The organism is Marinibacterium sp. SX1, from assembly GCF_050389775.1.
Taxonomy (GTDB): Bacteria; Pseudomonadota; Alphaproteobacteria; order Rhodobacterales; family Rhodobacteraceae; genus Marinibacterium.
In genome coordinates this window covers 25,718-50,105 of sequence record NZ_CP177151.1, presented here as the reverse complement: position 1 = coordinate 50,105, position 24,388 = coordinate 25,718, and the positions used below count along the sequence as shown (strand labels likewise).

Here is a 24,388-nt window from a genome sequence, read left to right as displayed (position 1 = left end):
ACAAGCGGGCAAGGTGGAGGAGCAACAAGTTGAAAACAAAGACCGATCCTCTTCAAGAGTCACATTTAAGCACTCGAACACGAAAAACGGAAATGAAGCGCGGTTCGACTTCATCTGCGAAATGGCTCAATGCGCCCGCACTGTTTCCAATATCCTCCTGCCCTCTGGAAAACCCCCAGGCGAGCCTGCCCCCCCGTGGTTTCAATAAGTTAAAGCCCCCATTGATGGCCCAATAAGACAGCCCATTCATCGCTCCGCCCCATCCCGCGCCAGATGTGCCGCCAGGCGCAGCGCCAGGGCCACGACCGACAGGGTCGGGTTGGCCTGGCTCGACACCGGGAAGGCCGCGGCCGAGGCGACGTAGAGGTTGCGCGTGCCGTGCACCTGGCAATCGGCATCGACAACCCCCGTTTCCGGCCCGGCCGACATGCGCGCCAGTCCGATCTGGTGATACCCGTCGCGGGCCTGGGCGGCGACCGATCGCGCGAGCGCATCGTCATCGTCGTCCATCTCGACCCGCGCCAGCCCTGCCGCCTGCAACGCCGCCGCCAGCTGGCGATGGGCGGCCACGGTGCCGGTGATCGTGGGCTCGCCATAGTCAAAGACGATCCGCAGCCTCTGGTCCGCCTGCATCAGCTCGACCCGGCTTTCGGCGACCGGCAGATGCTCGGCATGATAGGCCAGTCGATAGGGCCCCGGCCCGCGCAGGATCAGCCGGCTGGGGTGACGTTCTTCGGCGTTCAGCCGGGTGCGCAGGCCCGACAGCACGCCCGAGGCCGCGCCCAGCGGATCGGCCCGGATGTTGTCCAGATGCGCCCGCGTTCGCCGGTCATCGGTCATGCCCCGGACCAGGGCCTTGAGCGACAATTCCCCGGAACGATGTGCCGGATCGCCCTGGGGCAGGTTTTCCACCCAGAAGGCGACGTGGTTGGATTTTTCCGGCAGAACCAACATCTTGCGCCGGGACGGCCGGGCGCGGGCGCCGCCGCGATAGCCGAAATCGGACAGGTCGGTGCGCCCGTCGAAGGTGATCCGGGCAATACTGCCCGTCAGGTGGCCCATATAGGCCCGGCCCAGCAGCGCGGCGCCGGTCAGCCGCCCCGGGGCGCGCGCCTCTTCGAGCAGCAACAGGCGCGTGGTCTGCAGGCCGCCGCAGGCCAGGATGACCCGATCCGCAGCCAGCGGCTCCCCCGCGACACACACCCCCGTCACCCGGTCGCCGGCCCAGGTCAGCCCCTCGACAGGGGCTTCGGGCAGGATATCGGGCCCGGCGCGATCGGCCAGCAGGCGGCGGATCATGCGCGGGATCAGCCGGCCGGGGCTCAGCCGTTCGACCCGATCGGCGCTCACCCCGTCCAGCGCCTCCCAGCCCGGCGGCGGCGGGCAGGTAAAGGCCGGATCGACGCCCAGGAATGCCGCGGCATCGGGCACCCAGCGGGCATATTCGTCATAGCTGATCGGCCAGCCCGCCGGCGCCCCCGGTCTCGGCGCGAAATCGGCCCGCTCGAACGGCACGCAACGGCCGCCCCAGATGGTCATCGTCCCGCCCAGCCCCTGGCGGGTTGTCAGCGCCACGGGGTCATGCGGCACCCCTTCGGGGATCTCGGGCTCGACCGGGTCCCGCCCGGCCGTCAGCCCGCCGCGTTCGACCAGGATCACCCGCCGCCCGGCCCGCTGCAAGGCCACGGCCGCAGCCAGCCCGGCCGCCCCGGCGCCGACGATGCAGACGTCATAGCTTTGCTCGCGGGCGGTTGTCAGATCGACCCTTGGCATCAGCCCCGGCCCTCGGCGGCCATGCGGCGCCTTGCCAGCCCGACCACCTTGCGCAGGGCCACCGGGATCGAGGCCGATTTCGGCCCGCTGCGCGACCGCGTGCCGGGATCGTCGCGCAGCCGGGCGATGCGTCCGGCAATGCTCTGGTTGCCGAACAGCTCAAGCGCCCGGACCCGCCGGTCGGCGGCCAGCTCTCGCGCGGCCACCGGCGCTTCGCGCAGCCGGGCCATCAGCGCGGGGGCCTCATCGGGGCGGCAATAGGCGGCCAGGTCGCCGAAATTCGACTGCAAGCGCGGATCCAGCACGCAGAGCCGTTCCATCAGGATCGCCTCGGCCACCGTCCGGCCAAAGGCTTCGACCCAGCGCGGGTGATAGAAAAAGGCAAAGACATCAAGCGTGTCGAGGAAATCGGCCACGGGCATGGCGTTGAACTCCAGCAGCTCCCAACCGCCCGTATCGACGCCCAGATCGGCCATCACGGCACCCGGACAGCCCATCACCCGGACCCGCCAGTCCGGGCCGGGCGTCAGCGGCGCGACGACCCCGTCGCGCGTGGCCGGCCATTTCAGAAAATCTGGCCGCCCGTGCCGCCCGACGACCGCCGAGCCATCGTCAAAGACCGGGCGCCGGGGCTGCCAGTCGGCGGGATCGAACGTGTTGTGCCAATCCTCGGAAGCCATTGTGATCAATGGGGAAAAACTGCGCAGCTGCGCCCGCACGGTGCCCGACACGGGCGCCCACCAGGGCCAGCAGCCAAAGTCCGCCGAGATCCGGCGGTTGGTCGAGACCGGATCGTATTCCAGCGAGCCATCGCCCCGGAACGCCGGATGATGGGCCACGACAAAGGCCCGGCGGGCGGTCACGGGATGGCCCGTTTCGACACCGTGGAAAAAGGCCAGCGGATGGTGGAAAAAGGCGATCTCGGCCGAAACCGGCCCGTCGATCCGGGTGACATAGGGCAGATCGGGCAAGGCCAGGACCTGGGCGTTGGGCCGGTCATCGGTGCCGACGAAGAAATGCGACCGCACGCACAGCAGCCCGACTGTCAGGCCCAGGTCGGAAAACGCCCGCACATCGGACACCAGCGAGGCGGCCGTTCCCCCCGAAAAGCGGGGATCGGCCACGACCAGGATATCGACACGCGACGACGTCATGCGGTGAACCCCGGCCAGACCGCCGCCAGGTCACGGCCCAACAGCGCCGACAGCCCGGCATTGCGCGCCGACAGGTGCTGGCGCAGGTAGGCCTGGGTGTCTGGGCGCATGGCCGGGGGCCGTTCGGCCTTGAGAAACATCGGGTGGACATGGCGGAACCAGCGGTGATGAAACCGGCTGCGCCGATGTTCGGCCCGGTCCGCCCGGTCGCCGAAATGGTTGCGGTATTGCCCGGCCACGATACGCCCGCTGACCCGGTTGAGCGCCAGTTGCAGGCCCGGGCGCGTCGGATACCAGGTGCGGTTGAACCAGCTCTTGCCGTCTTCGAGCGGCCGGCGCGACAGGCCGATGAAATCGGTCATGCCATCGACAAACCCTTGACCGTCCTGCAGGAAATCTTCGAACAGCCCGATGCGCACCTGGTCGGGGCCGAACCGGTCGAGGTAACGCTGCAGGTGCGGCGCATAGGTTGAGCCCAGGATGATCGACGGATGCCGCGACAGGGCGGTTTCGAACGAACAGGTCGCACGGCCGCGCGTGACCAGGTGCCAATATTGCGAATAGGCGCGCTTGACCGGATCGCGCAGCATGAAGACCAGCCGCACCTCGGGCAACAGCGCCTGGATGCGCGCCGGGGCGACCTCGCTTTGCAGGTAGATCGTCGAATCCTCGCCGATGAGCCGCCGGTCGGCAAAGCCCGCGAAGCGCGCGCGATACCAATCCATAGCCACTTTGTTTTCGGGTCGGGGGTCATACCAATCCAGCCCGTCGGGCCGGCCGAACAGGAAATCGGGATGGCCGATGGGATCGTCGGCATCGAAGAAATGCACCTCGTCATCCGGTATGCCGACATCGGGATGTTGCGCCAGGATGAAATGCAGCGAGGTCGTCCCGCATTTGGGCGCGCCGCCAATAATGAAATCAGGCAACCGGGATTGTTGCGAAACGGAAAAGTTCATGTCGGCCTGTGTCGGAAATGACTCGTGCAGAATGGATCAATGATAGGAAGCCTGCCGCATTCGATCCAGCATGAAATGGCCGCCGCCTGTATTTGGCCGCGTTTTCCGACCTTTTCGGCTGCAATTTGGCAGGTCGGATCAGGTGGCCGCGCGGATCTTTTCGGCCACGGGCACGGGGGCGGCATCAAAGCTGCGCCAGGGCAGATCCTCCCGGCCCAGCATCCGGGCCAGCGCCTCCATCTCGGGGGCCAGCTCGGCACTGAGCGCGCTGCGCGTTTCGGCCTGCATGGGCGGCACCGACTGGCGCAGGTCCTGCTTGTTCATCGCCATCAGCTGGCGCACCGCCGGCAGCGACTTGAACCGTTCCAACCCCTGCCCGAACCCCGCGCGCCGCAGCGCATTGCCCCCGCGCCAGAGCACCGATTGCAGCCCGGCATTGTGATAGGCCACGCTTTCATTTGAACTTTTCCGGCTCTTGTCGAACCGCCCGGCCGGGTCGACACCCAGGAAATCATAGACCTGGCGCACCGCAACCTCGGGATCGGCGGTGATCTCTTCGAAGATCAGCGGCAACAGGTTCTCGCGCGGGAACACCTCGTACCACCGCGCCAGATGCGTGGCATAACGGCCCTGTTCGACATAGACGGGATTGTTGCGCAACCCGTCCTCGAAGGCGATGCTTTGGGTGAAATTGCCCGCCCGGATCTCGTGCAGATGGTTGGAAAAGGCCCGGTCCACCGGGTCGCGGAAGATCACGATCAGCTTCATCGCGGGGTCGAAATCGCGGATGCGTTCGGGCACCCCGGGGTTGAAGAAATACGACGGCGAGGTCTCGCCTCGCGCGGCGCATTGGGCGCCGTCGGCGAAATGTCTGAGATACCATTCCCGCCCGCGGTCGAATTTGGCGGTGAAATAGTCTATCTCCTTGGGGTCGCTGGTAAAAATATCGGGATGGCCATGCAGGACGTCATGCAGCCAGGACGTGGCGCATTTCTGCACGCCGATGCCGATGAAAGTGGGCCCTGATGTCATACCCCTGACTCCTTGCGGATAGTGTCGAATTGGGCGTCACGAAAAATATGGTCAATCATGGAAACAATGCGCCTTGAAAATGGGATTGGTGGGGATTCCCGATCCAAACCTTCCATTTTTATTGTACATCGGGTTCGTAAAAGGCAAGTATTTTGAGGTCATTCGAGCCATTGCAATCATGATTCTTTTCAGCAGCGACACTTTGCACCGCCTTTCGCTGTACCAACCGTTTCCGGCCCGGGCCCGGCCATCGGGCAGGCCCCGAGCCATCCGAAGGATTTAAGACATGACCAACCACCACCTGGGCCGCGACATCATCCTGGCCGCTGCGGTCACCATGCTGGGCGCGGCCCTGGCCTATGCGCTGTGCGGCGGGCTGCCCCTGATCGGCATCGATGACGCGGCGATCACCCGGTCCTATTCCGAGAACATCGCCCGGGGCGCGGGCTATGTCTACAACGTGGGCGGCGAGCGGGTCGAAGGCTCGACCACGCTGCTCTGGACGATGATCCTGGCCGGGTTCTACGCGCTGACCCCGTCGCCCGAGCCGCTGATCGTGCTGACCGCCGGGCTGCTGACGCTGGGCGCCGTGCTGGCCGGGCTGCGCATCGCGCGGGTTGTCACCGGGGAGTTGGACGGGCCGGCCGACCTGGCCGTGGGGATCCTGGCCGTGCTGCTGCTGGCCAGCCCGGGCTATTTCCTCTGGACGGTCTGGACGATGATGGAGCTGGCGCTGTGGTCGGCCGTCACCCTGTGGCTGGTGGCCCACCTGGCGATCCGCGTCGAGGCGGGCGCCCCGTCGGGCCCGGGGATCGGCCTGTTCCTGCCCGCCCTGCTGATGCCTATGATCCGCCCCGAAGGCGTGGCCGTGGCCGTCGGGCTGGTGGTCCTGGGCATCCTGCTCGCGCCCGGAGCCTGGCGCCGCGGGGTGATCGCCCTGGGCCTGTCGCTGGCGGCCTTTGTCGCGGTGACCTGGTTCCGGCTGGAGTATTTCGGCCAGCCCTTCCCCAACACCTTTTATGCCAAGGTGTCGTCGGACCGGATGCAGGATCTTGTCGACGGCGCCAAATATGCCATCAGTTTCCTGCTGGGTGCGCCCTTCGTCGAGATCTACCTGGCCGGCTGGGCCTGTGCGGCGGTCTGGGCCCTGGCCCGGCTGTTCCGGGGCGAGCAGGCCGGGCGCGGGCTGCTGATCCCGGCGGCGGCGGTCTTTGGGCTGCTCAGTGTCTATGCCGCGCTTGGCGGCGATCATTTCGCCCTGTGGCGCTTCTATCAGCCGATGACCCCGATCCTGCCCGCCGCCCTGGCCATCGGCGCGGCCATGGCCATCGGCATCCTGGTCGACCGGGTGGCCGGCCGGCGCCTGTGGATGGCGCTTCCGGCCGGCGCCGCGGCGCTGGTCGTGCTGGTGTCGGGCTGGCTGCATTACTACCAGTCGCGTTTCGACGTGGTGAAGGAATTCACCCTTGTGGAACAGGGGCTTGCCTTTGGCTCCTACCTCAACGGGATTGAGCCGCGCCCGTCGATCGGGGTTGGCCCGGCCGGAGGGATCGCCCTGGGCTACGATGGCTACATCTACGATCTGCTTGGGCTGAACTGGACCGAAATGGCCCATGCCAACCCGATCAAGGTCGGCATGCGCAACCATGCCAGCTTTGACAAGCCGACCTTCTGGGAGCACCGACCCGATGTGCTGGCCACGTTCAACCGGCCCTGTTCGGAGCGCGGCAGCCAATCCTTCTGGGCGGCCAATGACGATGCCTTTGACGGGCTGTTCGAAGACCAGCGCTTCCGGGACGAATTCACCCCGGTCCAGTTCTTCGACGGCTCGTCCTGCTGGCCGGGCTTTGCCGTCCCGGGCTGGCTGGAAACCGTGGGCGCCCGGGACAGCATCGAGGTCCTGTCCTGGTCCGATGTCACCCTGCTGAACTGATGTCGGCCGGTTCGCCCGCCCGGCGCGGGTTCTTCGTCAACGTCGGGTCGCTGGTCTTTGCCCGGGGCTTTCTGGCCCTGTCCCAGGTGCTGGTCCTGCCCATCCTGGCCCGCATGCTCAGCGTCGAGGATTTCGCGCTGATGGCCCTGGCGATGACCGTTGTCATCTTTACCAGCGTGCTCAGCGATGCCGGGCTGGGCCGGTCGCTGATCCGCGCGCCGGGCTACGACCAGGTCGAATGGTCCTCGGTCTTCTGGCTGCTGGTCGGGGTCGGCGCCCTGCTCGCCGCGGGCGTGCTGGCCATTGCCCCGCTCTGGGCCTGGTATTTCGCCGAGCCCTCGCTGACGGCCATCCTGTCGGCCCTGGCCATGGTGCCCTTCTGCCAGGCCATTTCGGCCAGCCACAACGCCGAGATCGAACGGCGCGAACAATATACCGCCCTGGCCCGGCTGCAGATCGTCGCGGCCTCGTCGGGGCTGGTGGCCGCCGTGTTGCTGGCGCTGGCCGGGGCCGGGGTCTGGGCGCTGGTCGTCCAGCAGGTGCTGATTGCCGCCTTCCGCCTGATGGGAGTGATCCGCCTGTCGCGGTTCCGGCCCGACCGGGTGTTCGATCGCCAGAAGATCGGCGGCCACCTGCGCTTTGCCCGGGATGCCGTGACCACCTCGCTGATCTCGGTGGCCCAGGCCCAGGCCGCGCCGCTGCTGATCGCCAAGCTGCTGGGGCAGGGGCCGTTGGGCATCTTTGCCATGTCCCAGCGCTTTACCCGCCTGCCGCAATTCGGCCTGGCCGGGCCGATGTCGGCCGTGGTCTTCGTGCGCATGTCCAAGGCCCAGGACGATCCCGCCCGGCTGACCCGCATCTACCTGGCCTCGACGCGCCTGTTGGCCAGCGCCCTGCTGCCGCCGCTGACCATGATCGCCGTTTCGGGCCAGGCCGTCTTTACCGTTCTGCTCTCCGAGAAATGGGCCGGCATCGCCCCGGTCTTTGCCCTGTCGATCCCCGGCCTGGTGCTGGAAGCCGTGGCCATCACCTGCCTGGCCTGCCTGTTCCGCGCCGTCGGGCGGACCGATCTGCAGGTCCGGCTGATCACCGAAGGCGCCGTGCTGCGTGTCGTGCTGGTCCTGGGCGCCGCGCTGATTTCGCTGGAGGCCGTGGCCTTTTCGATGACCCTCTGGGCCCTGGCCTATGTCCCGCGCGGCTGGGCCCATGCCCGGGGCATCGTGCCGCTGGACTGGGGCGATTGCCTGCGTGCCATTGCTCCGGCTGCGCTTGTCTCGGCCGCCGGGGCATTGGCCCATCTCCTGTTGTGCCGGGCGCTGGCCCCGGGGAACGAATGGGAAATCGTCATGGCTATCGGGCTGATGTGCCTGGCCTTCGGCGCGCTTGCCCTGGCCGACCTCGGGAGGATCAAGGCCGCCACGGCCGAGTTCCGGTGATGGCCTCATTTACCATAACAATGCCTATGGGTCTTGTTGAGGTGACCGGACGTGCCGCCTTGAAATGCGCCGTCCATCCGGGTCCGACCAAACGACCCAAGGCCCCATCCCCACCGGGGACAGGAACCGCACGTCAGTTATCGCTCAGAGCCTCACGCCGCCAGGATCGGGCCGTTCAACAGCCGCATGATCTCGCCGAAATAGCCGTTCGACCGGGCCGGCTGGGTCGGATCGGATGTCAGCGCCACGGCCAGCCCGCGGGCGGGATGGGCCGCAATGACCTGGCCGCCGTACCCCCGGGCCAGCATGTAGCCGCTGTCGGTCAGGAACCAGCCATAGCCGTAATCCATGCCCGACCAGGGCGATTGCGTGCGCGGCCGGGCCGAGGCCCGCACCCAGTCGGCCGCCACGACCTGGCGAGCTTCGAACAGCCCGCCGTCGCGCATGGTCACCGCGATGTCGAGCATGCCGCGCGGGGTCAGCCCCATGTTGTTGCCCCCCAGGTATCGCCCCTGCGGGTCCTGCGTCCAGGGCGACACGTCCAGCCCCATCGGCCGGCCGATCCGCTCGCGCGCCTGTGACAGCAGGCTTTGCCCGGTGACCTCGGCCAGCGCCGCGCCCAGCACGTGGCTGCTGCCCGTCGAATAGATCATCCGCCCGCCCGGCCGGTCGACCATCGGCTGGCGCAGCACATAGGCCACCCAGTCCGGCGATGCGACCCAGGCCCCGTAATTGGCCCCCGAGGTCGGCGCCAGCCCGGCGCGCAGGGTCACCAGGTCTTCCATCGTGATCGCGGCCACGCCCTCGGTCGCATCCGCCGGGATCAGCCCCGGCGCGGCCTCGCCCAGCGTCGTGTCCAGCGCCACCTCGCCGCGTGCCACGGCCGCGCCCAGCAACAGGCCCAGGACACTCTTGGAACAGGACTTGATGTTGGCCACCCGGTCCAGCCCGCCGGCCCGGCGGCTGTCGGCCAGCACGACGTCATCGCCGCGCAGGATCTGCAGCGTGTTGATCCGGGGCAGGTCCTGCATCACGTCGCCAAGCGCCTGCTGGGCCCGTACCGCCGGCGCGCAGAGCGTCGCGGCCCCGGCGGTCACTAGAAAATCACGGCGTCTCAAGGCGCCTCTCCCCTGGTTGTGCGGCCGGCCCATTCCCCGGGGCGCGGTGCTGGATCATCCCGATGCGCGGCGGCGCATCCATGCGGTGCGACCATCATAACCCCCTGCCCCGGCAGGACAAAAAAACAATAGGTGATCGCCCCGCCCCTTGACGCGCCCCGCCGCGCCCGCTGCCCGGGCCATCCGCCCCGGGCGACATGACCTGACGCAACCGAACCAACCGGCCACCGGTTTGGGTTGCCCGGATCAAGTCGAGCGACTATTGATAATCAGCCAATCAACCTGAGCGAGTTTACTCGACACCCATTTCCAAGGCCTCGGTAAATGAACGAAATGGCACGAAAAGAACAATTGAACGACGAAACGCTCTCGACCCTGGCCGAGCTTCTGCCTGGCGGCGGAATCGACGTTTACCTCAGGGATTTCGACCCGGCCTTCTATCTCGCCCAATATCCCGAAGTGGCCGAGTCCGGTCTGGATTGCGCGCTGCACTATGCGCTCTACGGCTGGAAGGAAGGCCGCGACCCCAGCCCCGACTTTTCGACCGCGTTCTACCTGAAGGACAATCCGGACGTGGCCAGCGCCGGGATCGACCCGTTCTGGCATTATGTCACCGACGGCCGCAACGAGGGCCGCGCGGGCCTGCCGCCGGCCGCCGACATGGCCTCGCTCGACCCGGCCCTGCGCGCCGAGATCAACGAGGTGCGCGACCATTTCGACCCGGCCTTCTACCTCGGTGCCTATCCCGATATCGCTGAAACCGGGGCCGATCCGCTGATCCACTACATGATGAACGGCTGGAAAGAAGGTCGCGATCCCAGCCCGGTCTTTTCCACGTCCTTCTATCTCAAGGACAATCCCGACGTTGTCGACGCCGGTGTGAACCCGTTCTGGCATTACGTCACCGACGGCCGCAAGGAAGGCCGCCCGGCCGCCCCGCCCTCGCCCGACCTGGCCATGCTGGATTCCGCCACCCTGGCCGAACTCAGTGCGGTCAGCGAATTTTTCGATCCGGCCCATTATTTGCGCACATATCCGCAAGTGGCTGAATCCGGGCGTGATCCGCTGGTGCATTTCATGGTCGAAGGCTGGAAATCCGGCCATAATCCCAGCCCGGCCTTTTCCACTGTCTTTTACCTGGAAAACAATCCCGACGTGGCCCGGGCCGGGGTAAACCCGTTTTGGCATTACCTGGTCGCCGGCCAGCACGAAGGCCGCGAGCCGCTGCCCGTCGAAACGCCCGCCAAATGTCCGGTGGCCGAAACGCCGGGCCCGGCCGAAACGGCTCCCGCAGAAACACCGGAACAGGCCGAGGCTCCGCACGACCCCACCGGCCCGCATCATCCGGGCGGCTACCGGGTGCAGCACCTGCTGCGGCAATTGCCGTTGGAGGAAACCGTGGGCCACTGGACCCGGGCGACCCCGAAACAGGCCCGGCTGACCGCTGACGAGATCGTCACCGCCCTGCGCACGGCCGCCGGGGCGCGGCTGGCCTGGCTGATCCTGTCGGTCGGGCATGACGATTACCGCACCAACCCGGGCGGCATCCAGGTCTGCATCCAGCGCGAAGAGCGCCTGGCCGCCGAGCGCGGCGCCGTCTATGTCAACCTGCATCCCGTCCAGCCCCTGCCCCGCCTGGCCCATGCCGGGGCCGATGACGACCCGCTGGTCACGCTGGTGGCCAATGGCGCGACCCTGGGCATCGCGCCCACCAGCGCCCTGATCGCCGCGACCGCCACGCTGCGCCCCGAGGCCGGGCGGATCGACGTGGTCATCCACCAGATGCTGGGTCACCTGCCCGAGCGCATCACCGAGCTGGTCACCCAAGCCACCCCGGACGCGCGGTGCTGGCTGTGGCTGCATGATTACCTGACGATCTGCCCCAGCTATGCCCTGCAGCGCAACAACATCGCCTATTGCGGCGCCCCCCCGGTCGGGTCCAACGCCTGTTCGATCTGCCTCTTCGGGGCGGAACGCCGGGCCCATGCCACGCGCATGGCCGCCTTGTTCGACGCGCTGGATGTCCATGTGCTGAGCCCGTCGCAGGTCACCGCCGACATCTGGACCGCGACATCGGGCCTGACCCCGGCCAGCCTGACGGTCTGCCCCCACATGACGCTGGACTGGGTGGCCCGGCCCGATCCCCGGCCGGTCGACGACGGCCCGATCACCCTGGCCTTCCTGGGCACGCCGGTGCCCTTCAAGGGCTGGCTGATCTTTGAACGGCTGGTCCGGCGCCTGGGCCAAAACATGCGCTTTGTCTATTGCGGCGCCCGGCCCGTCGACCTGGCCGGCATCGAACATGTGCCCGTCCATGTCACCGCCGACACCCCCGACGCCATGATCGACGCCGTGGCCGAGCAGCGCATCGACCTGGTGCTGCACTGGGCCACCTGGCCCGAGACCTTCTCGCTGTCCTGCTACGAAGCCCTGGCCGGCGGCGCCCATGTGCTGACCAACCCGGTGTCGGGCAATGTCGCGGCCACGGTCGACCGGCTGGACCGCGGGGCCGTGCTGGCCGACGAAGAGGCCCTGCTGGCCTTTTTCGAAGACGGCCGCGCGGCCGAGATGGTCGACCGCATCCGCGCCCGCCGGGCCGGCCACCGCATCGACCACGCCCTGTCCGACATCAGCCTTGCCGCCCTGGAGCCGCAGACATGACGATTCACGCGTTCACGAGTTTCTCCTACAGCTATCTCAACCGCGCCCGCGTCCTGGCCCGCAGCCTGCGCGCCCAGCATCCCGACTGGGTGATCTGGGCGGTCATGACCGACAAGGAACCCGAGGGCTTTGCCTTTGATCTCGAACACGAGGATTTCGACCGCCTGCTGACCGCCCAGGACATGTTCGGCGACCAGACCGACGGCTGGCTGTTCGGCCATGACATCGTCGAGGCCTGCACGGCCGTGAAAGGCCGGGCCTCGGTACACATCCTCGACGAGCCCGATTGCGACAAGCTGTTCTACTTCGACCCCGACATCGGCGTGTTCAACCCGATGACGCCGGTCGTCGACCTGCTTGACGATTTCTCGATCGTGCTGACCCCGCACCAGGTCAACCCCGAGCCGCAATCGGACATGGTGGCCATCCGCGACAACGAGATCGCCTCGCTGGATTACGGCATCTTCAACCTGGGCTTCCTGGCCATCGCCAATGACGACGAGGGCCGGCGCTTTGCCCGCTGGTGGGAAGACCGCCTGCAGGATTGGTGCCACGACCGGCTCGACCTGGGCATCTTCGTCGACCAGAAATGGTGCAACCTGGTGCCCTGTTTCTTCGACAACGTGAAGGTCCTGCGCGATCCGGGCTACAACGTGGCCAGCTGGAACCTCAGCCAGCGCGAGATGACCTTTGACGCGGCCGGCACGGCGCTGATCAACGGCCAGCCCCTGCGGTTCTACCATTTCACCAAGCTGGGCCCGGTGGGCGACGTCATGACCCGGCGCTATGCCGGCCAGAACGTCGAGATCTACGAGCTGTGGCGCTGGTATCGCGAAGAGGTCGACCGGGCCTCGGCGCCGCAGATCCCGCGGGGCTGGTGGCATTACGGCACCTTCGACAACGGCGACAAGATCCCCAAGGCCGCCCGCGAGCTCTACCGCGACCGCCGCGACCTCAAGGCCGCCTTTCCGCATCCGCTCAGGACCGGCCGGGGGTCGTTTCACGAATGGATGGGCCGCGAGACCGAGATCCTGAGCGCGACCGGTGACGAGCGGGGCTTTGTCCCGGCCTGAGCCCCGCCTGGTCGCCCACCGCCTTGCCGGCCCCGACTATTCCCGGCCTGCGACTATTCCCGGCCCCCGCCCCCCTTTCCCCGCCATCGCCCGCCAGAAACCGGCGGCGCAGCAGGAGACGAGCTTGACCCAGATGCCCGACGGCCTTCCCGACACGGCGCATGACGCGCTTCGCGCGATTGTCGCCAACGCCCCCCATGGCGCCGGGCATTTCCCGCCCGACGCCACGATGTTCTACTGCATCGGCGCCCAGAAATCCGGCACGACCTGGCTGCACCGGGTGCTGCAGGCACATGACGATTGCCACGTGCCGATTGCCAAGGAAGTGCATTTCTTCGACATTCTCGAAGGCCATACCGATCTCGACCGCCGCATCCGGCGCAAGGTGTCGGACATCGAACAGGCCATCGCCCGGCTGACCCCCGAGATCGGCCCGGCCAACCGCGCCGCCCTGGCCCGGATCGAGGATGCCGCCGCCCACCTGGGCGTCTTCACCGGCCAGCCCGACGGGCGCAACGGGCTGCGGCCCTATGTCGATTACCTGCTGCGCGGGCGCCGGTCCGAACGGGTGATCTGCGATATCACCCCGGCCTATTCCATGCTCAGCCGTGACAGCTTTGGCGCCATGGCGTCCTTTGGCCAGGCCCGGTTCCTGTTCCTGCTGCGCGATCCCGTCAGCCGCCTGTGGTCGCAGCTGCGCATGGGCGTGCGCCTGGAGATGCAGCAGAAAACCGGCCCGGACATCGACGAAACCGCCTATCGCACGGCCTGCCTCGACCGGGCCGCGCGGCTGGCCGGCTCGGACGTGTCGCATGTGCTGCGGTCCAGCTACCTGCGCACGATGGACAACCTCGAAGCGGCAGTGCCGCGCGGGCGCATCCTCTACATGTTCTTCGAAGAGATGTTCACCCCGCCCGCGCTGGCCCGGCTGAGCGATTTCCTGGGCATCGCGCCGATTGCCGCCGCGCCCGAGGACAAGATGAACGAAGGCATCCGCGTGTCCCTGCCCGCCGACATCGCCGCCGCCCTGCGCGCCAGCCTGGCCCCGCAATACGACCAGATCGCCGACCGCGTGGGCCAGCCCCTGCCCGCCGCCTGGGAGCGCGCCGCGTGACCGGGCGGGCAGCGTCGGACAGCCCCGTCCGTGGGACACCAAGGGGCATTGCATCAATTGGGCGGCCATGGAAAACTGTGATCAATCGGGAAATGAATGCCATTTCCGGGCATGGGGGATGAACAACCCAGGGGTTACAATTTGACCGCACCCCGGGGGGACAAGCACGACATGGCGCAACCGCAATCGATCTACCTGCATATCGGCCTGGGCAAGACGGGCAGCAGCTATATCCAGTCCAGCCTGGCCCTGTCGGCCGATGCGCTGCGCGACCGGGGCATCTGTTATCCTTCGGCCGGCCGCCAGCACGAACGGGCCCTGGCCGGTGATGTCAATGTCGGCAACCTGCCCCCGACCAAGGGGCGCGGGTTTCACACCGACGGCTCCTATGATGCCGCCGTCGACGCCGCCGAGATGGGCGACTGCACCCGGCTGGTCTTTTCGAACGAAGGCCTGTTCTCGTCCATCGTCAACCAGAACCTCTGGCCCGAGATCCGCGCCCGGGCGGCGCAGGTGCCGACCCACCTGCTGCTCTTCATCCGCGATCCGCTCGATCACGCCCTGTCGGCCTACAAGCAGGGTGTGAAGGGCGGGCTGAGCAAGCCGATCGAGGGCTTTCTGGAAGGCTATGCCGTGCCGCGCCAGGTCGACCGGTTTCTCGACCTGGCCGGCGAGGCGCCGGTAACGGTCACGGTTCGCAATTATTCGCGTCATCGCAAGACCCTGCTGGCCGAAACCGAAGCCTGGCTGGACCTAGCCCCGGGCCAGCTGGCCATACCGGCCAAGGCCCAGGTCAATCGCTCGCTGACCCGCGCCGAGGAATGCATCCAGATCGCCTTCAACCGCCATGTCGGGCGCCGGGCGCGGCTGTTCGTGGCCGATGCCCTGTCGAACGAGCTGCCCCATATCCGCTCGGAAATGCCCTATGTCGCGCCCGACGCGCTGGCCGCCTTTCTCGACCGGATGCAGGAGATGACCGCCCCGGTCAACGCCCGCCTGCCCGAGGGCGAGGGCTTTGGCGTGCCGACACCCGACGAGGCCCGCGCATTGCTGCCCGATGCCGAGGACGCCGGCCAATACAGCCTGACCGAGGAACAGATCGAGGTCCTGGCCCGCAACATGGCCAGCTGGTTCAAGCCCGAGTACAAGGCGGACAAGCCCTGAGACCCGCGACCCCGGCCATCCCCGCCCTGGCACCTGCACCGGCATCTGCCCTCGCACCCGCCCCGGCCACGGCCGGCGCGCGGCCCGGCGACCGCCGCCGCGGCACAGGGCCCGAACAATCAGCCGTCCGGCCAGGGGCACGGGCCGCAAGGGAGACTATTCTTCGATGACGGAAACAACGGCAAGGCCGGTATTCGTGCTGGGCGATTCCCGCACCGGCACCATGACCCTGCACAAGTTCTTTCAATCCGCCGGGTTCAATTCGGTCCATTACTTCTTCAAGGAAAGCGGCGTTACCGAACCGGCCCACGTGGATTACGCCAGCAATTGGGACCGCCTGCGCGCCTTCATCGACGGATCGGGTTACACCGCCTTCACCGATTATCCCACGCGCACCTTCTACCGCGATCTCTTTGCCACCTATCCCGACGCCCGGTTCATCCTGACCACCCGCCGGGATGTGGCCACCTGGCAGCGCAGCATGCGCGAGTTCTTCAGCAAGTTCGACATCAAGATCGACCTCGACAAGCTCACCGTTGCCCATACCGAGATCAACGAGGGCATCCGCACCCTGGCCGCCGAGACCGGCGCGCCCTTCCTCGAAATCTGCATCGACGACGACGCCGGGGCCAATGGTCAAGCCGTGTCGCGGCTGCTCGGGCTCGACACGCCCATGGCCCTGGGCCACGAAAACCGCACCGCCGCCTATGACCGCCGGCTGTGGTCGTCGCGCCTGTCGCTCTACAACACCAACGAACCCGATTTCCTGGCCTATGTGAAACGGCTGACCCAATCGTCCAAGGCCATGCTGTCGGAACATGGCTGGGTCTACCTGATCAACGACAGCTCGGATTTCCTCGATTACTGCTATGGCGCCCGCACCTGGTCGCAGGCCGCCTGCGACAATGCCCGCGCCGCGCTGCAGACCCGCCACGACACGCTGGCCGCGCAGGGCATCACCTACCTGAAATTCGCCGTGCCCGAGAAACAGATCGTCTATCCGCAGTTCCTGCCCAAAATCTTTGACGGCAAGGACGTGTCGGACCAGCGCCCGGCCCGGCTGCTGCAGGACATGGACCTGCCCTGCTTCGATTATCCCCGCGACGTGCTGACCGATGCCCGGTCCCATGGGCATGTCTATTTCCGAGGTGATTCCCATACCAACTGGCTGGGCGCCTGGTTCCTCTATCACCACGTCGTCGAAACGCTGAACCGCCGGCTCGGCCAGGCCGCGCGCACCCGTGCGCCGATCCGGCTGGCCGAACTGGAACCGTCGCTGGCCTCTTATGGCGGCGATCTCTTCACCCAGCTCGACCCCGAGGCCCGCCAGCATTTCGACGGGCCGTGGAAGGATGTCGCCCTGGGCGACAAGATCGAATACCTCACCCGCTACCAGCTGCCCGACGGCGCGGCGAAAGCCGTGCGCCAGCCGGTCGACCAGGGCTTGCTCGACCTGCTGGGCGAACGCGAGACCTTCCGGTTTTCCAACCCCGACACGCGGCTGCCCCGGGCGGTGATCTTTCGCGATTCGACATCGGATTTCATGGTCGACCTGCTGGCAGAGCATTTCTCGGAAAGCCTGTTCATCTGGCACAAGGGCCAGGTCTATGAAGACGTGATCGCCCAGGAAAAGCCCGATGTCGTGCTGCACATCATGGCCGAACGCTTTCTCGTGCAATACGAAAAGACCGCGCCCTTCGCGACCCTGGGCCTGGGCTGAGCCGCCGCCTCCCGAACCACCCAGCCGGCGATCGGCCCTGCCCCGCCGATGACCCGCCCGGCATTGGCCCACCCCCGGCGGCGGGTCGCCCGGCGGGTGGGGAGCGCCTTGAAATCGGCCTGTTTCGTCCCCAAAATCAAGGGCATGTCGGCAAACGCGCTTCACATGACCTCGATCCGGGGGCTTGGCCCCCTGCCCGACCTTGTCGAGGCCCGGCTCGGGCCCGACGGGGTGCGCCGGCTGTTCGACGGGTCGGGGCTGGAGCCCGACATCGCCGCCCGGCCCGGGGCCATGGTGCCTCTGCGCGACATGGTGGGGCTCTTTGACCGCGCCGCCCGGCTGACCGGCGACGGGCTGATCGGCCTGCGCGTGGGCCAGCAGATGCCCGGCGGTTTCGGCCCCTGGACCCGGCTGGTCCGCGCCGCGCCCACCCTGCGCCACAGCCTGAACCGCATCCGCCGCGGCCTGGCCTATCACCAGAGCGGCGGGCGGCTGGCGCTGGACCGCGCCGGGCCGATGGCGCGGCTGTCCTACCACGTGCCCGTTGCCGCCCCCGAACGGCGGGCCCAGCATGTCGAACACACCCTGCCCGCGCTGTTCGACATGTTCGGGCTTTATCTCGGCCCCGGCTGGCGCCCCGCCCGGATCGAAGTCGATTACCCCAGCCACCCGCGCCTGGCCGCCCTGGAAGACGCGTTGCAGGTGCCGGTGATCGCCGGATCCGCCGCGCCCGGGCTGGTCTTTGCCGCCGGGGCGCTGGACGCCCCCCGCCTGGCCCCGGCCGATACCCCGGTGCTCAGCCGAGACGAGTTGCGCGCCATCCTGCGCGACCGCCCGCCGCGCACCCTGTCCGAAACCGTGCGCCACCTGGCCGAGGCCCGGCTGTTTCTCGGCGCATGCGATCTGCCGTCGGTCGCCGGCCAGATGCACATGACCCCGCGCACCCTGCAACGGCGGCTGCGCGCCGAGGGGCACAGCTTTACCGACCTGGTCGACGGCCTGCGCCTCGATCGCGCCCGGCGGCTGCTGACCGGCTCGGCCCTGCCGGTGACCGAGATCGCCTACCAGCTGGGCTATAGCGACACCGCGCATTTCTCGCGCGCCTTCCGCCGCCTGACCGGCTGTTCGCCCTCGGCTTATCGCCTGGCCGGCCGCGCCTGACAGGCCCGCCCCCTAGAACCGGTATTGCAGCCGCGCCGCGCCGGAAAAGGCGCGCTGGTTCTCGCCCAGCAGGGATTTCGCCTCGATCCGCATCGACCAGCCATCCGAGAGCTGGGCATCAAAGCCCACCGCGATATTGGCAAAGAGGTCGTCGGGATCGTCGCGCACCTGCATCACCGGGCCACCATCCGGCACGCCGGTAAAGGTCGCACCCATCTCGCGCCCGCCGCCCACGACGCCCAGCACCCCGGCCCGCAGGAACGCCCGCGTGCCCGGCGCCACCGAGCCGCCGATTTCCAGCTGCGGGTTCAGGGTCAGCGCGGTTTCGTCGTAATCCGAGAACCGCACGCCGTAATCGCCCGCCCCGGTCTCGGCATAGCCCGGCCGCCACTGGTAATGCACCCCGGCATCGAAACGCGGCTCGATGTACCATTGGCCCAGGTCGAAGCGCCGGGCCACCCGGCCATGCACCGACAGGATGCCGATCCGCGGGTCGCTGTGGGCGTCCTTGACCCCGTCGGGCGTCGGCGTCAGCCGGTCCAGCCCGTAATCGCCGTATCCCGCCGTCACCCCCGCGCCCAGCACCCAGGGCCCGGCCTGTTTCTCGACCAGCAGCCCCAGCTGCACGCGCTCGCCGCCGCCGTCGCTGAGGTTGCGCGCCGACAGGTGCGAGGCCTCGTAGGACAGCCCGATCCCGGCCTGCAGATCGGCCCCGATCCCGGCCTGGAACCCGGCCGACAGGCCGAATGTCTGTTCCGAGTAGCCCAGCGTGGAATGGGTCGCGTCGCGGGTCATGTAATCGCCCTGGATGTTGATCCAGCTGCAGGCCCCGTCGCCGCCCCGGCGCTCCAGCCCCGGCGCGCCCTCTTCGGGGCAGGACAGCAGGGCATTGGCAAAGTTGATCGCCGCCAGCATGTTGGCATCCAGCGGCGCGCTGTGCACGTTGGGCACCAGCATGTCGTAATCGGCCAGCAGCGTTTCGACATCGCCGACCTCCAGCACCTGGCTGGCCAGGTCCTCGGTCCAGGCATAGGCCGAGCCCCCGCCGGCCGCGATCTCGGCCTGACGCGCGCGCACCAGCGTGTCGAGGTAATCGCCGAACCGCGCGGCATTGCCCAGGTTGACACCCCCCGGCACGGCCAGGTCTCCATCCGTATCCTCGGCCCCGACACGCTGGATGCCGCCGCCCGCAGCCTGTTGCCAGGGCGTGTAATCCACCGCGTATTCAAGGCTGTAGGTCGCGATCCCCGAGGCATCGCTTTCGACCAGCCGGTAATCGATCACCGCCGTATCCGCGACGCTCAGGTCGATCTCGCCGCGGGTCGAGACCGGCAGGCGCAGGATGTCGACACTGTCGACACTGCCCTCGCTCATCAGGTTGACCCCCACGATCTGCGTGCGGATCTCGCCGGTCAGCGTGCTGGCCCCGTTCAGGGTCAGCAGGTCGGCCGACGCCCCGGTGTCGGCCCCGTCGCCCAGCTGGTGATCGACCAGCAGCGTGCCGCCGTCCATCTCGACGCTGCCCGTCACCCGCGACCGGCGCACCACGCCCTGTTCGCCGGTGGTCATCACCCCCTGGCTGTAGAGCCCGCCGCCCAGCAGGTTCTCGCGCCCGAACTCGATCACCCCGCCGGCCGCATTCTGCACCGACAGCCCCTGGCCGGAAATCGCCCCGCTGATCCGGCCCGTGTTGGTGACGGCCGTTGCCGAGTCGGTGCCCTCGGCCCGGATCGCATAGGCCCCGTCATCGGCATCGGCAAAACCGCCCAGGGTGGCGATCACCCCGGCATTGTCGATCGTGTTATCGGTCCCGTCGAGCAGCAGCACCGCCTCGCGGCCCTCTTCCCCGGTGGTCACGCTGGCCCCTTCGGCCACCTCCAGGACAATCGCCGCGTTCCTCTTGCCCCCGGTGCTCTGGGCCAGGATCCCCCGGCCGTTCTCGCCCGTGGCCGCCACCGAGCCGGTCACCGTGACACTGACCGGGTTCGGGCTGCGCTTCGTGCCGGCGGCCGATTGGGCAATGATCCCGTGGGCCTCCGCGCCCGAGACCGCAACCGGGCCGTCGACGGTCACGGTCACCGCCCGGGCATTGCCCTCGCCGCCCTCGGCGACACTGCCGGCCATGGCCGCCACGACCTGGCCATCGGCATCGACCACCGCGGCAAGTCCCCCGCCGCCGCCGACCGACTGGGCCACCACGCCATGGGCCGCCGTGCCGGTTGTCGTGATCGCGCCGGTCTGCACATCGATGATCCCGCCGTTGCCCCGGGCATTGTGCTGGGCCTGGGCAAAGCCGTTGGACACACCGCCCACGGCATATCCCATGTTGAGCGTCTCGACATCGGCCGAGAAGGCCAGCATCGCATTGGGCCCCAGCCCGCCGCCGCCGCCCACGCCCTGGGCGATGATGCCCGCCGCCTGGTCGCCGGAGGTCACGATATGGCCACTGTTGGTCACCTGCACGTCGCCGGAATCGCCGGTCGCGGCCTTGGAGCCGCCCACGCGCACGGTGGCATCCGCATCCTGCACCGCCGTCAGCACCGCCCCGCCGCCCGCGCCCACGCTCTGGGCCAGGATGCCATGGCTGCGCGTGCCTTCGGTCGTGATGGTGCCTGCCGTTTCGACAATGACCTCGCCGCCCGCGCTCAGCTCGCGCTCGTCGCCGTTTGTGCTGATACCGCCCAGGTCGATCGTGGCGCCCTGGGCCTCGTCGATGTCGATCAGCACCAGACCGCCGCCGCCGCCCACGCTCTGGGCCAGGACGGCCACGGCATCTTCGCCCGTTGTCTCGACCAGGCTGCCTGCCTCGGTCGTGACCTGCGCCGTGCCCCCGGCCCCGTCGGCGCCATTGCTTGAATACATCGCCAGCGACATGTCGACGGCCAGCCCGACTTCGAGCGACAGGTTGCCCACGCCGCCCCCGCCGCCGACCGATTGCGCCATCAGCGCCACCGCCCCGTCACCGGTTGTCTGCACATGGCCGTCGGCGTCGATCAGGATCGACGCCGTGCTGCCGTCGCCGCCATTGCCTCCGCGGCCGCCCAGGTTGAGATTGACCGCCGCCTTGCCGATGGCCAGCCCCAGCGCGCCGCCGGCCATGCCCCCGCCGCCGCCGGTGCTCTGGGCCACCACGCCGTGCGACAGGCGGCCGGTTGTGGTCACCGTGTCCTGCACCACGACCTCGGCCGTGCCGGCCTTGCCGCCCTTGCCACCCTTGCCGCCCATGGCCAGGTTGACCGTGTAACGATCGATCGTGCCATGGCCGGCTAGCCCGCCGACACCGCCGCCGCCGCCAAGGCTTTGCGCCATGATGGCCGTTGCGGTGTCGCCCGCCGTGGCCACCGACCCGGCCGAGGTCACCGACACCGTTCCGCCCTTGCCGCCGCTGCCCCCGGTGCCGCCCAGCGTATAGCTGGCCGAGGCCGTGCTCGCCAACGACACGTCGATCGCGCTTGATGCATCGCCGCCGCCGCCGCCGACCGACTGGGCAAAGATGCCCCGCGACAGGTCGCCCGTCGTGTCCACCGCGCCGCTCTGTTCGACACTCACCGCGCCGCCGTTGCCGCCCTTGCCCCCGGTCGCGCCGATCGAGGTCGACACCCCGTAGGACAAGACGCCAAGCCCGCCGCCCGAGGCCGAATTGGCCGAGCCACCGCCCCCGCCGCTGGATTGCGCAAAGATCGCATCGGCCCGCACGCCTTCGGTCGTGACCCGGCCCGCGCTGGTCACGCTGACCGCGCCGCCATGGCCCGCCACCCCGGCCGAGCCGGCCAGCGCGATATCCAGGTCGACGCCCTTCGGCGCCGCGGCCGGGGTGATCAGCAGCCCGGTATCGCCGCCGCCGCCGCCCTGCGACAGCGCCTTGATCCCGGCCGACAGCCGGCCCAGCGTCGTGATGTCGGCGGCCGTGTCGATCACCACCTTGCCCGCCGATCCGCCCTTGCCCCCGCTGCCGCTGGCGCCCAGCGACATGGCCATGGGCCAGGAGGCCGCCACCGACACTGCGGTGCCCGCAGAGCCGCCGCCGCCACCCACGCTCTGCGCCACCAGCGCGCTCGACAGGTTGCCCTGCGTGGTCACCGATCCGGCCGGTCTGTCCGCTTCGTCCCTGTAGGTGACGGCACCACCGTCGCCCCCTGCCCCGCCTTCGCCACCCAGGGCGACGGACAGGTAGGGAGCGACGGCCACGACGGCAGAGCCTTCGCCACCTCCACCGCCGATGCTTTGCAGCAGGATGCCCCGGGACAGCAGCCCCTCGGTCGACACCGTTGCCGAATTCTGCAGTTGCACGGCCCCGCCGGCGCCCCCTGCGCCGCCATCGGCGCCGATGGCCAGCACCCCGTAGGTGACATAGGTCGAGCCCCCGCCGCCGCCGGTGCTTTCCAGCTTGATCCCCGCCGAGACATCGCCCGTGGTCGAGAACAGCCCGCTTGTCGTGACATGGACATTGGCGCCCTTGCCGCCCGATCCGCCGCTGCCGCCGACCTGGGCCGCTCCGCGCCCGGCGCCGCCCATGCCCCCGCCGCCGCCAAGGCTCAGCGCGCTCAGCGCGGCGGCATGTTCGCCCGTGGTCGTCACCGTGACCTGGTCCAGGTCGGCCATGACCTCGCCGCCCGCGCCCCCGGCATTGCCCTCGCCGCCCAGGGCCACGACGCCGCCGCCCTTGCCGCCCAGCCCGCCGCCGCCGCCGACGCTTTCCAGCACGATGCCCGTGGAATCCTTGCCGCTTGTCGTGACCGTCGTGTCGGTCATGCTCAACGAGACGGCCCCGCCGGCGCCGCCGCTCTCGCCGCTGCCGCCATAGCCCACAAAGCCGTTGCCCTGCCCGCCCTCGCCGGCAAAGCCGCCGATGCTCTGGGCCAGGATGCCCAGGGCCTCCGCGCCCCGGGTCGTGATCTCGGTGCCTGTGCCCAGCGTGACCGACACGTCGCCGCCGGCCCCGGCCCGGGCGCTGCCCCCGCCTTCGGAAAACAGCCCGCCGGCCTCGCCGCCGCTGCCACCCTCGCCGCCCAGGCTGCGGGCCAGGATGGCGATGCCCTCGGCCCGGAACCGGCCCTGCGCCGTGACGGTCACGTCACCGCCCCGGCCGCCCTGGCCCCCCTTGCCGCCCTTGGCCTGGCCGATGACGGCGCTGCTGGCGTCGCCGCCCTGCCCGCCCTTGCCGCCGATGCTCTGCGCCACCAGCCCGTTGCTGCCCGCCCCGCGAAGGCGGGCGTCTTCGGTCACCACGACCGTCACGTCGCCGCCGTCGCCGCCCTTGCCGCCGTCGCCGCCCGTCGATTTGTAGCCGAACCGGCGCAGGCCCTTGCCGCCCCGACCGCCGGATCCGCCTTCGCTTTCGGCCAGCACCGCCGCCCACAGTGCCGACTTCCTGTCGCCATTGTTCCCGTCAAAGGTCGATTTCACATCGCCCGACAGGATCGTCAGCGCGATATCCCCACCGGTCCCGCCGGCCTTGCCCGGACAGGCATGGGCCGCGTCCTCGCCTGCCGCGCCGTTGGGGGCCTGGTTGAGAATGCCGATGCCATGGCCCGCCGTGTCGATGCCCTCGGTCCCGCCATCGAAGGACAGCGTGATGCCGCTGGCCGTGACCGTGCTGGACAGCCCGATCGCCGGGGTTTGCAGCCCGCCCGTCGACGGGCTGCCCTCGCCGCTGATCGGCACGGTCAGGTCGCTGAACCGAAAGGTGAACGCCTGGTTCTCGACGAAATCCCGGGCCAGGAAATAGGCGATTTCGCCGGTGCACAGCGTATCCGTCCCGTCGACCGTGCACTCGGCCGCCGCCGACCCGGCCAGCAACGCCCCGCACAGTGCCAGCGACAGGCCCGGCCCCGCCGGAGCCTGCCGCCATACCCCGGCCAGCAGCCGCCCTTTGGCGGACCGGACCGGGCCGAAGACCGGCGTCTTGTCGTTCATTGTCGTCTCCACCTGCCGTCACGGTCGGACCGGCGTATCATCCCTGCGCATGTCGCGCCCCGGCATCCCGGACGCCCGGCGAAATGGCCGGGACGCCGGGGTCGGGGCGTGCTGCGGATGCGATACTAGTCAGGATGCGACCGGCCGGCTTGCCATTTGGCGCCAAAAAGCACC

At 68.7% G+C, this 24,388-nt stretch carries 14 protein-coding genes; 8 read left to right on the top strand and 6 right to left on the bottom strand.

Features of this window, described 5'->3' with window-relative positions; genetic code table 11:
• Positions 1–246: 246 nt before the first annotated feature.
• The 4 genes from ACK3BB_RS26545 to ACK3BB_RS26530 all read right to left on the bottom strand — a co-directional run bounded on the left by ACK3BB_RS26545 (position 247) and on the right by ACK3BB_RS26530 (position 4,918).
• On the bottom strand, positions 247–1,773 hold the full coding sequence (locus ACK3BB_RS26545; RefSeq protein ID WP_428929793.1) for a GMC oxidoreductase: 1,527 nt from the start codon (positions 1,771–1,773) through the stop codon (positions 247–249).
• Complete coding sequence (locus ACK3BB_RS26540; protein ID WP_428929792.1) at positions 1,773–2,927, bottom strand: glycosyltransferase; 1,155 nt, start codon at positions 2,925–2,927, stop codon at positions 1,773–1,775. The genes ACK3BB_RS26545 and ACK3BB_RS26540 overlap by 1 nt, the downstream gene beginning before the upstream one ends.
• Positions 2,924–3,886, bottom strand: a complete 963-nt coding sequence (locus tag ACK3BB_RS26535) for a sulfotransferase family protein (protein WP_428929791.1) — start codon at positions 3,884–3,886, stop codon at positions 2,924–2,926. Before ACK3BB_RS26535 ends, ACK3BB_RS26540 begins: the two co-directional genes overlap by 4 nt.
• 138 nt (positions 3,887–4,024) lie before the next feature.
• Positions 4,025–4,918 (bottom strand): sulfotransferase family protein, encoded by an 894-nt coding sequence (locus ACK3BB_RS26530; RefSeq protein WP_428929790.1) that lies wholly within the window; start codon positions 4,916–4,918, stop codon positions 4,025–4,027.
• 286 nt (positions 4,919–5,204) lie between these two features.
• Here ACK3BB_RS26530 and ACK3BB_RS26525 point away from each other — a divergent pair, with 286 nt between their 5' ends.
• Positions 5,205–6,851, top strand: coding sequence for a hypothetical protein (locus ACK3BB_RS26525; RefSeq protein WP_428929789.1), 1,647 nt, complete (start codon positions 5,205–5,207; stop codon positions 6,849–6,851).
• Positions 6,851–8,287: an oligosaccharide flippase family protein gene (locus ACK3BB_RS26520; RefSeq protein WP_428929788.1), complete on the top strand. Its 1,437-nt coding sequence runs from the start codon at positions 6,851–6,853 to the stop codon at positions 8,285–8,287. The genes ACK3BB_RS26525 and ACK3BB_RS26520 overlap by 1 nt, the downstream gene beginning before the upstream one ends.
• A 152-nt stretch (positions 8,288–8,439) precedes the next feature.
• On the opposite strand, the gene ACK3BB_RS26515 is transcribed toward ACK3BB_RS26520, so the two are convergent.
• Positions 8,440–9,405 carry a serine hydrolase domain-containing protein gene (locus ACK3BB_RS26515; RefSeq protein WP_428929787.1) on the bottom strand — a complete coding sequence of 322 codons (966 nt, stop codon included), beginning with the start codon at positions 9,403–9,405 and terminating at the stop codon, positions 8,440–8,442.
• Between the two features lie 351 nt (positions 9,406–9,756).
• On the opposite strand from ACK3BB_RS26515, the gene ACK3BB_RS26510 reads away from it, so the two are divergent.
• The 6 genes from ACK3BB_RS26510 (at position 9,757) to ACK3BB_RS26485 (ending at position 18,298) form a co-directional block, all read left to right on the top strand.
• Positions 9,757–12,066: a hypothetical protein gene (locus ACK3BB_RS26510; protein ID WP_428929786.1), complete on the top strand. Its 2,310-nt coding sequence runs from the start codon at positions 9,757–9,759 to the stop codon at positions 12,064–12,066.
• The gene (locus ACK3BB_RS26505; RefSeq protein ID WP_428929785.1) at positions 12,063–13,139 is read left to right on the top strand and encodes a hypothetical protein; all 1,077 of its coding nucleotides are present in this window, start codon (positions 12,063–12,065) and stop codon (positions 13,137–13,139) included. Before ACK3BB_RS26510 ends, ACK3BB_RS26505 begins: the two co-directional genes overlap by 4 nt.
• Positions 13,140–13,272: 133 nt before the next feature.
• Positions 13,273–14,253: a sulfotransferase gene (locus tag ACK3BB_RS26500; protein WP_428929796.1), complete on the top strand. Its 981-nt coding sequence runs from the start codon at positions 13,273–13,275 to the stop codon at positions 14,251–14,253.
• A gap of 171 nt (positions 14,254–14,424) precedes the next feature.
• Positions 14,425–15,417 (top strand): hypothetical protein, encoded by a 993-nt coding sequence (locus ACK3BB_RS26495; protein ID WP_428929784.1) that lies wholly within the window; start codon positions 14,425–14,427, stop codon positions 15,415–15,417.
• Positions 15,418–15,583: 166 nt separating this feature from the next.
• Entirely contained in the window at positions 15,584–17,137 is a 1,554-nt protein-coding gene (locus ACK3BB_RS26490) for a sulfotransferase (RefSeq protein ID WP_428929783.1), read from the top strand.
• 144 nt (positions 17,138–17,281) lie between these two features.
• Entirely contained in the window at positions 17,282–18,298 is a 1,017-nt protein-coding gene (locus tag ACK3BB_RS26485; protein WP_428929782.1) for an AraC family transcriptional regulator ligand-binding domain-containing protein, read from the top strand.
• Positions 18,299–18,310: 12 nt separating this feature from the next.
• Here ACK3BB_RS26485 and ACK3BB_RS26480 read toward each other — a convergent pair whose 3' ends face one another.
• Positions 18,311–24,214: a hypothetical protein gene (locus tag ACK3BB_RS26480; protein ID WP_428929781.1), complete on the bottom strand. Its 5,904-nt coding sequence runs from the start codon at positions 24,212–24,214 to the stop codon at positions 18,311–18,313.
• Positions 24,215–24,388 lie beyond the last annotated feature (174 nt).

Coding starts and splice junctions, on each gene's coding strand:
- ACK3BB_RS26490 (WP_428929783.1), top strand. CDS start 15,584: ATGACGGAAACAACGGCAAGGCCGGTATTCGTGCTGGGCGATTCCCGC.
- ACK3BB_RS26505 (WP_428929785.1), top strand. CDS start 12,063: ATGACGATTCACGCGTTCACGAGTTTCTCCTACAGCTATCTCAACCGC.
- ACK3BB_RS26485 (WP_428929782.1), top strand. CDS start 17,282: ATGTCGGCAAACGCGCTTCACATGACCTCGATCCGGGGGCTTGGCCCC.
- ACK3BB_RS26500 (WP_428929796.1), top strand. CDS start 13,273: ATGCCCGACGGCCTTCCCGACACGGCGCATGACGCGCTTCGCGCGATT.
- ACK3BB_RS26540 (WP_428929792.1), bottom strand. CDS start 2,927: ATGACGTCGTCGCGTGTCGATATCCTGGTCGTGGCCGATCCCCGCTTT.
- ACK3BB_RS26525 (WP_428929789.1), top strand. CDS start 5,205: ATGACCAACCACCACCTGGGCCGCGACATCATCCTGGCCGCTGCGGTC.
- ACK3BB_RS26495 (WP_428929784.1), top strand. CDS start 14,425: ATGGCGCAACCGCAATCGATCTACCTGCATATCGGCCTGGGCAAGACG.
- ACK3BB_RS26480 (WP_428929781.1), bottom strand. CDS start 24,214: ATGAACGACAAGACGCCGGTCTTCGGCCCGGTCCGGTCCGCCAAAGGG.
- ACK3BB_RS26520 (WP_428929788.1), top strand. CDS start 6,851: ATGTCGGCCGGTTCGCCCGCCCGGCGCGGGTTCTTCGTCAACGTCGGG.
- ACK3BB_RS26535 (WP_428929791.1), bottom strand. CDS start 3,886: ATGAACTTTTCCGTTTCGCAACAATCCCGGTTGCCTGATTTCATTATT.
- ACK3BB_RS26545 (WP_428929793.1), bottom strand. CDS start 1,773: ATGCCAAGGGTCGATCTGACAACCGCCCGCGAGCAAAGCTATGACGTC.
- ACK3BB_RS26530 (WP_428929790.1), bottom strand. CDS start 4,918: ATGACATCAGGGCCCACTTTCATCGGCATCGGCGTGCAGAAATGCGCC.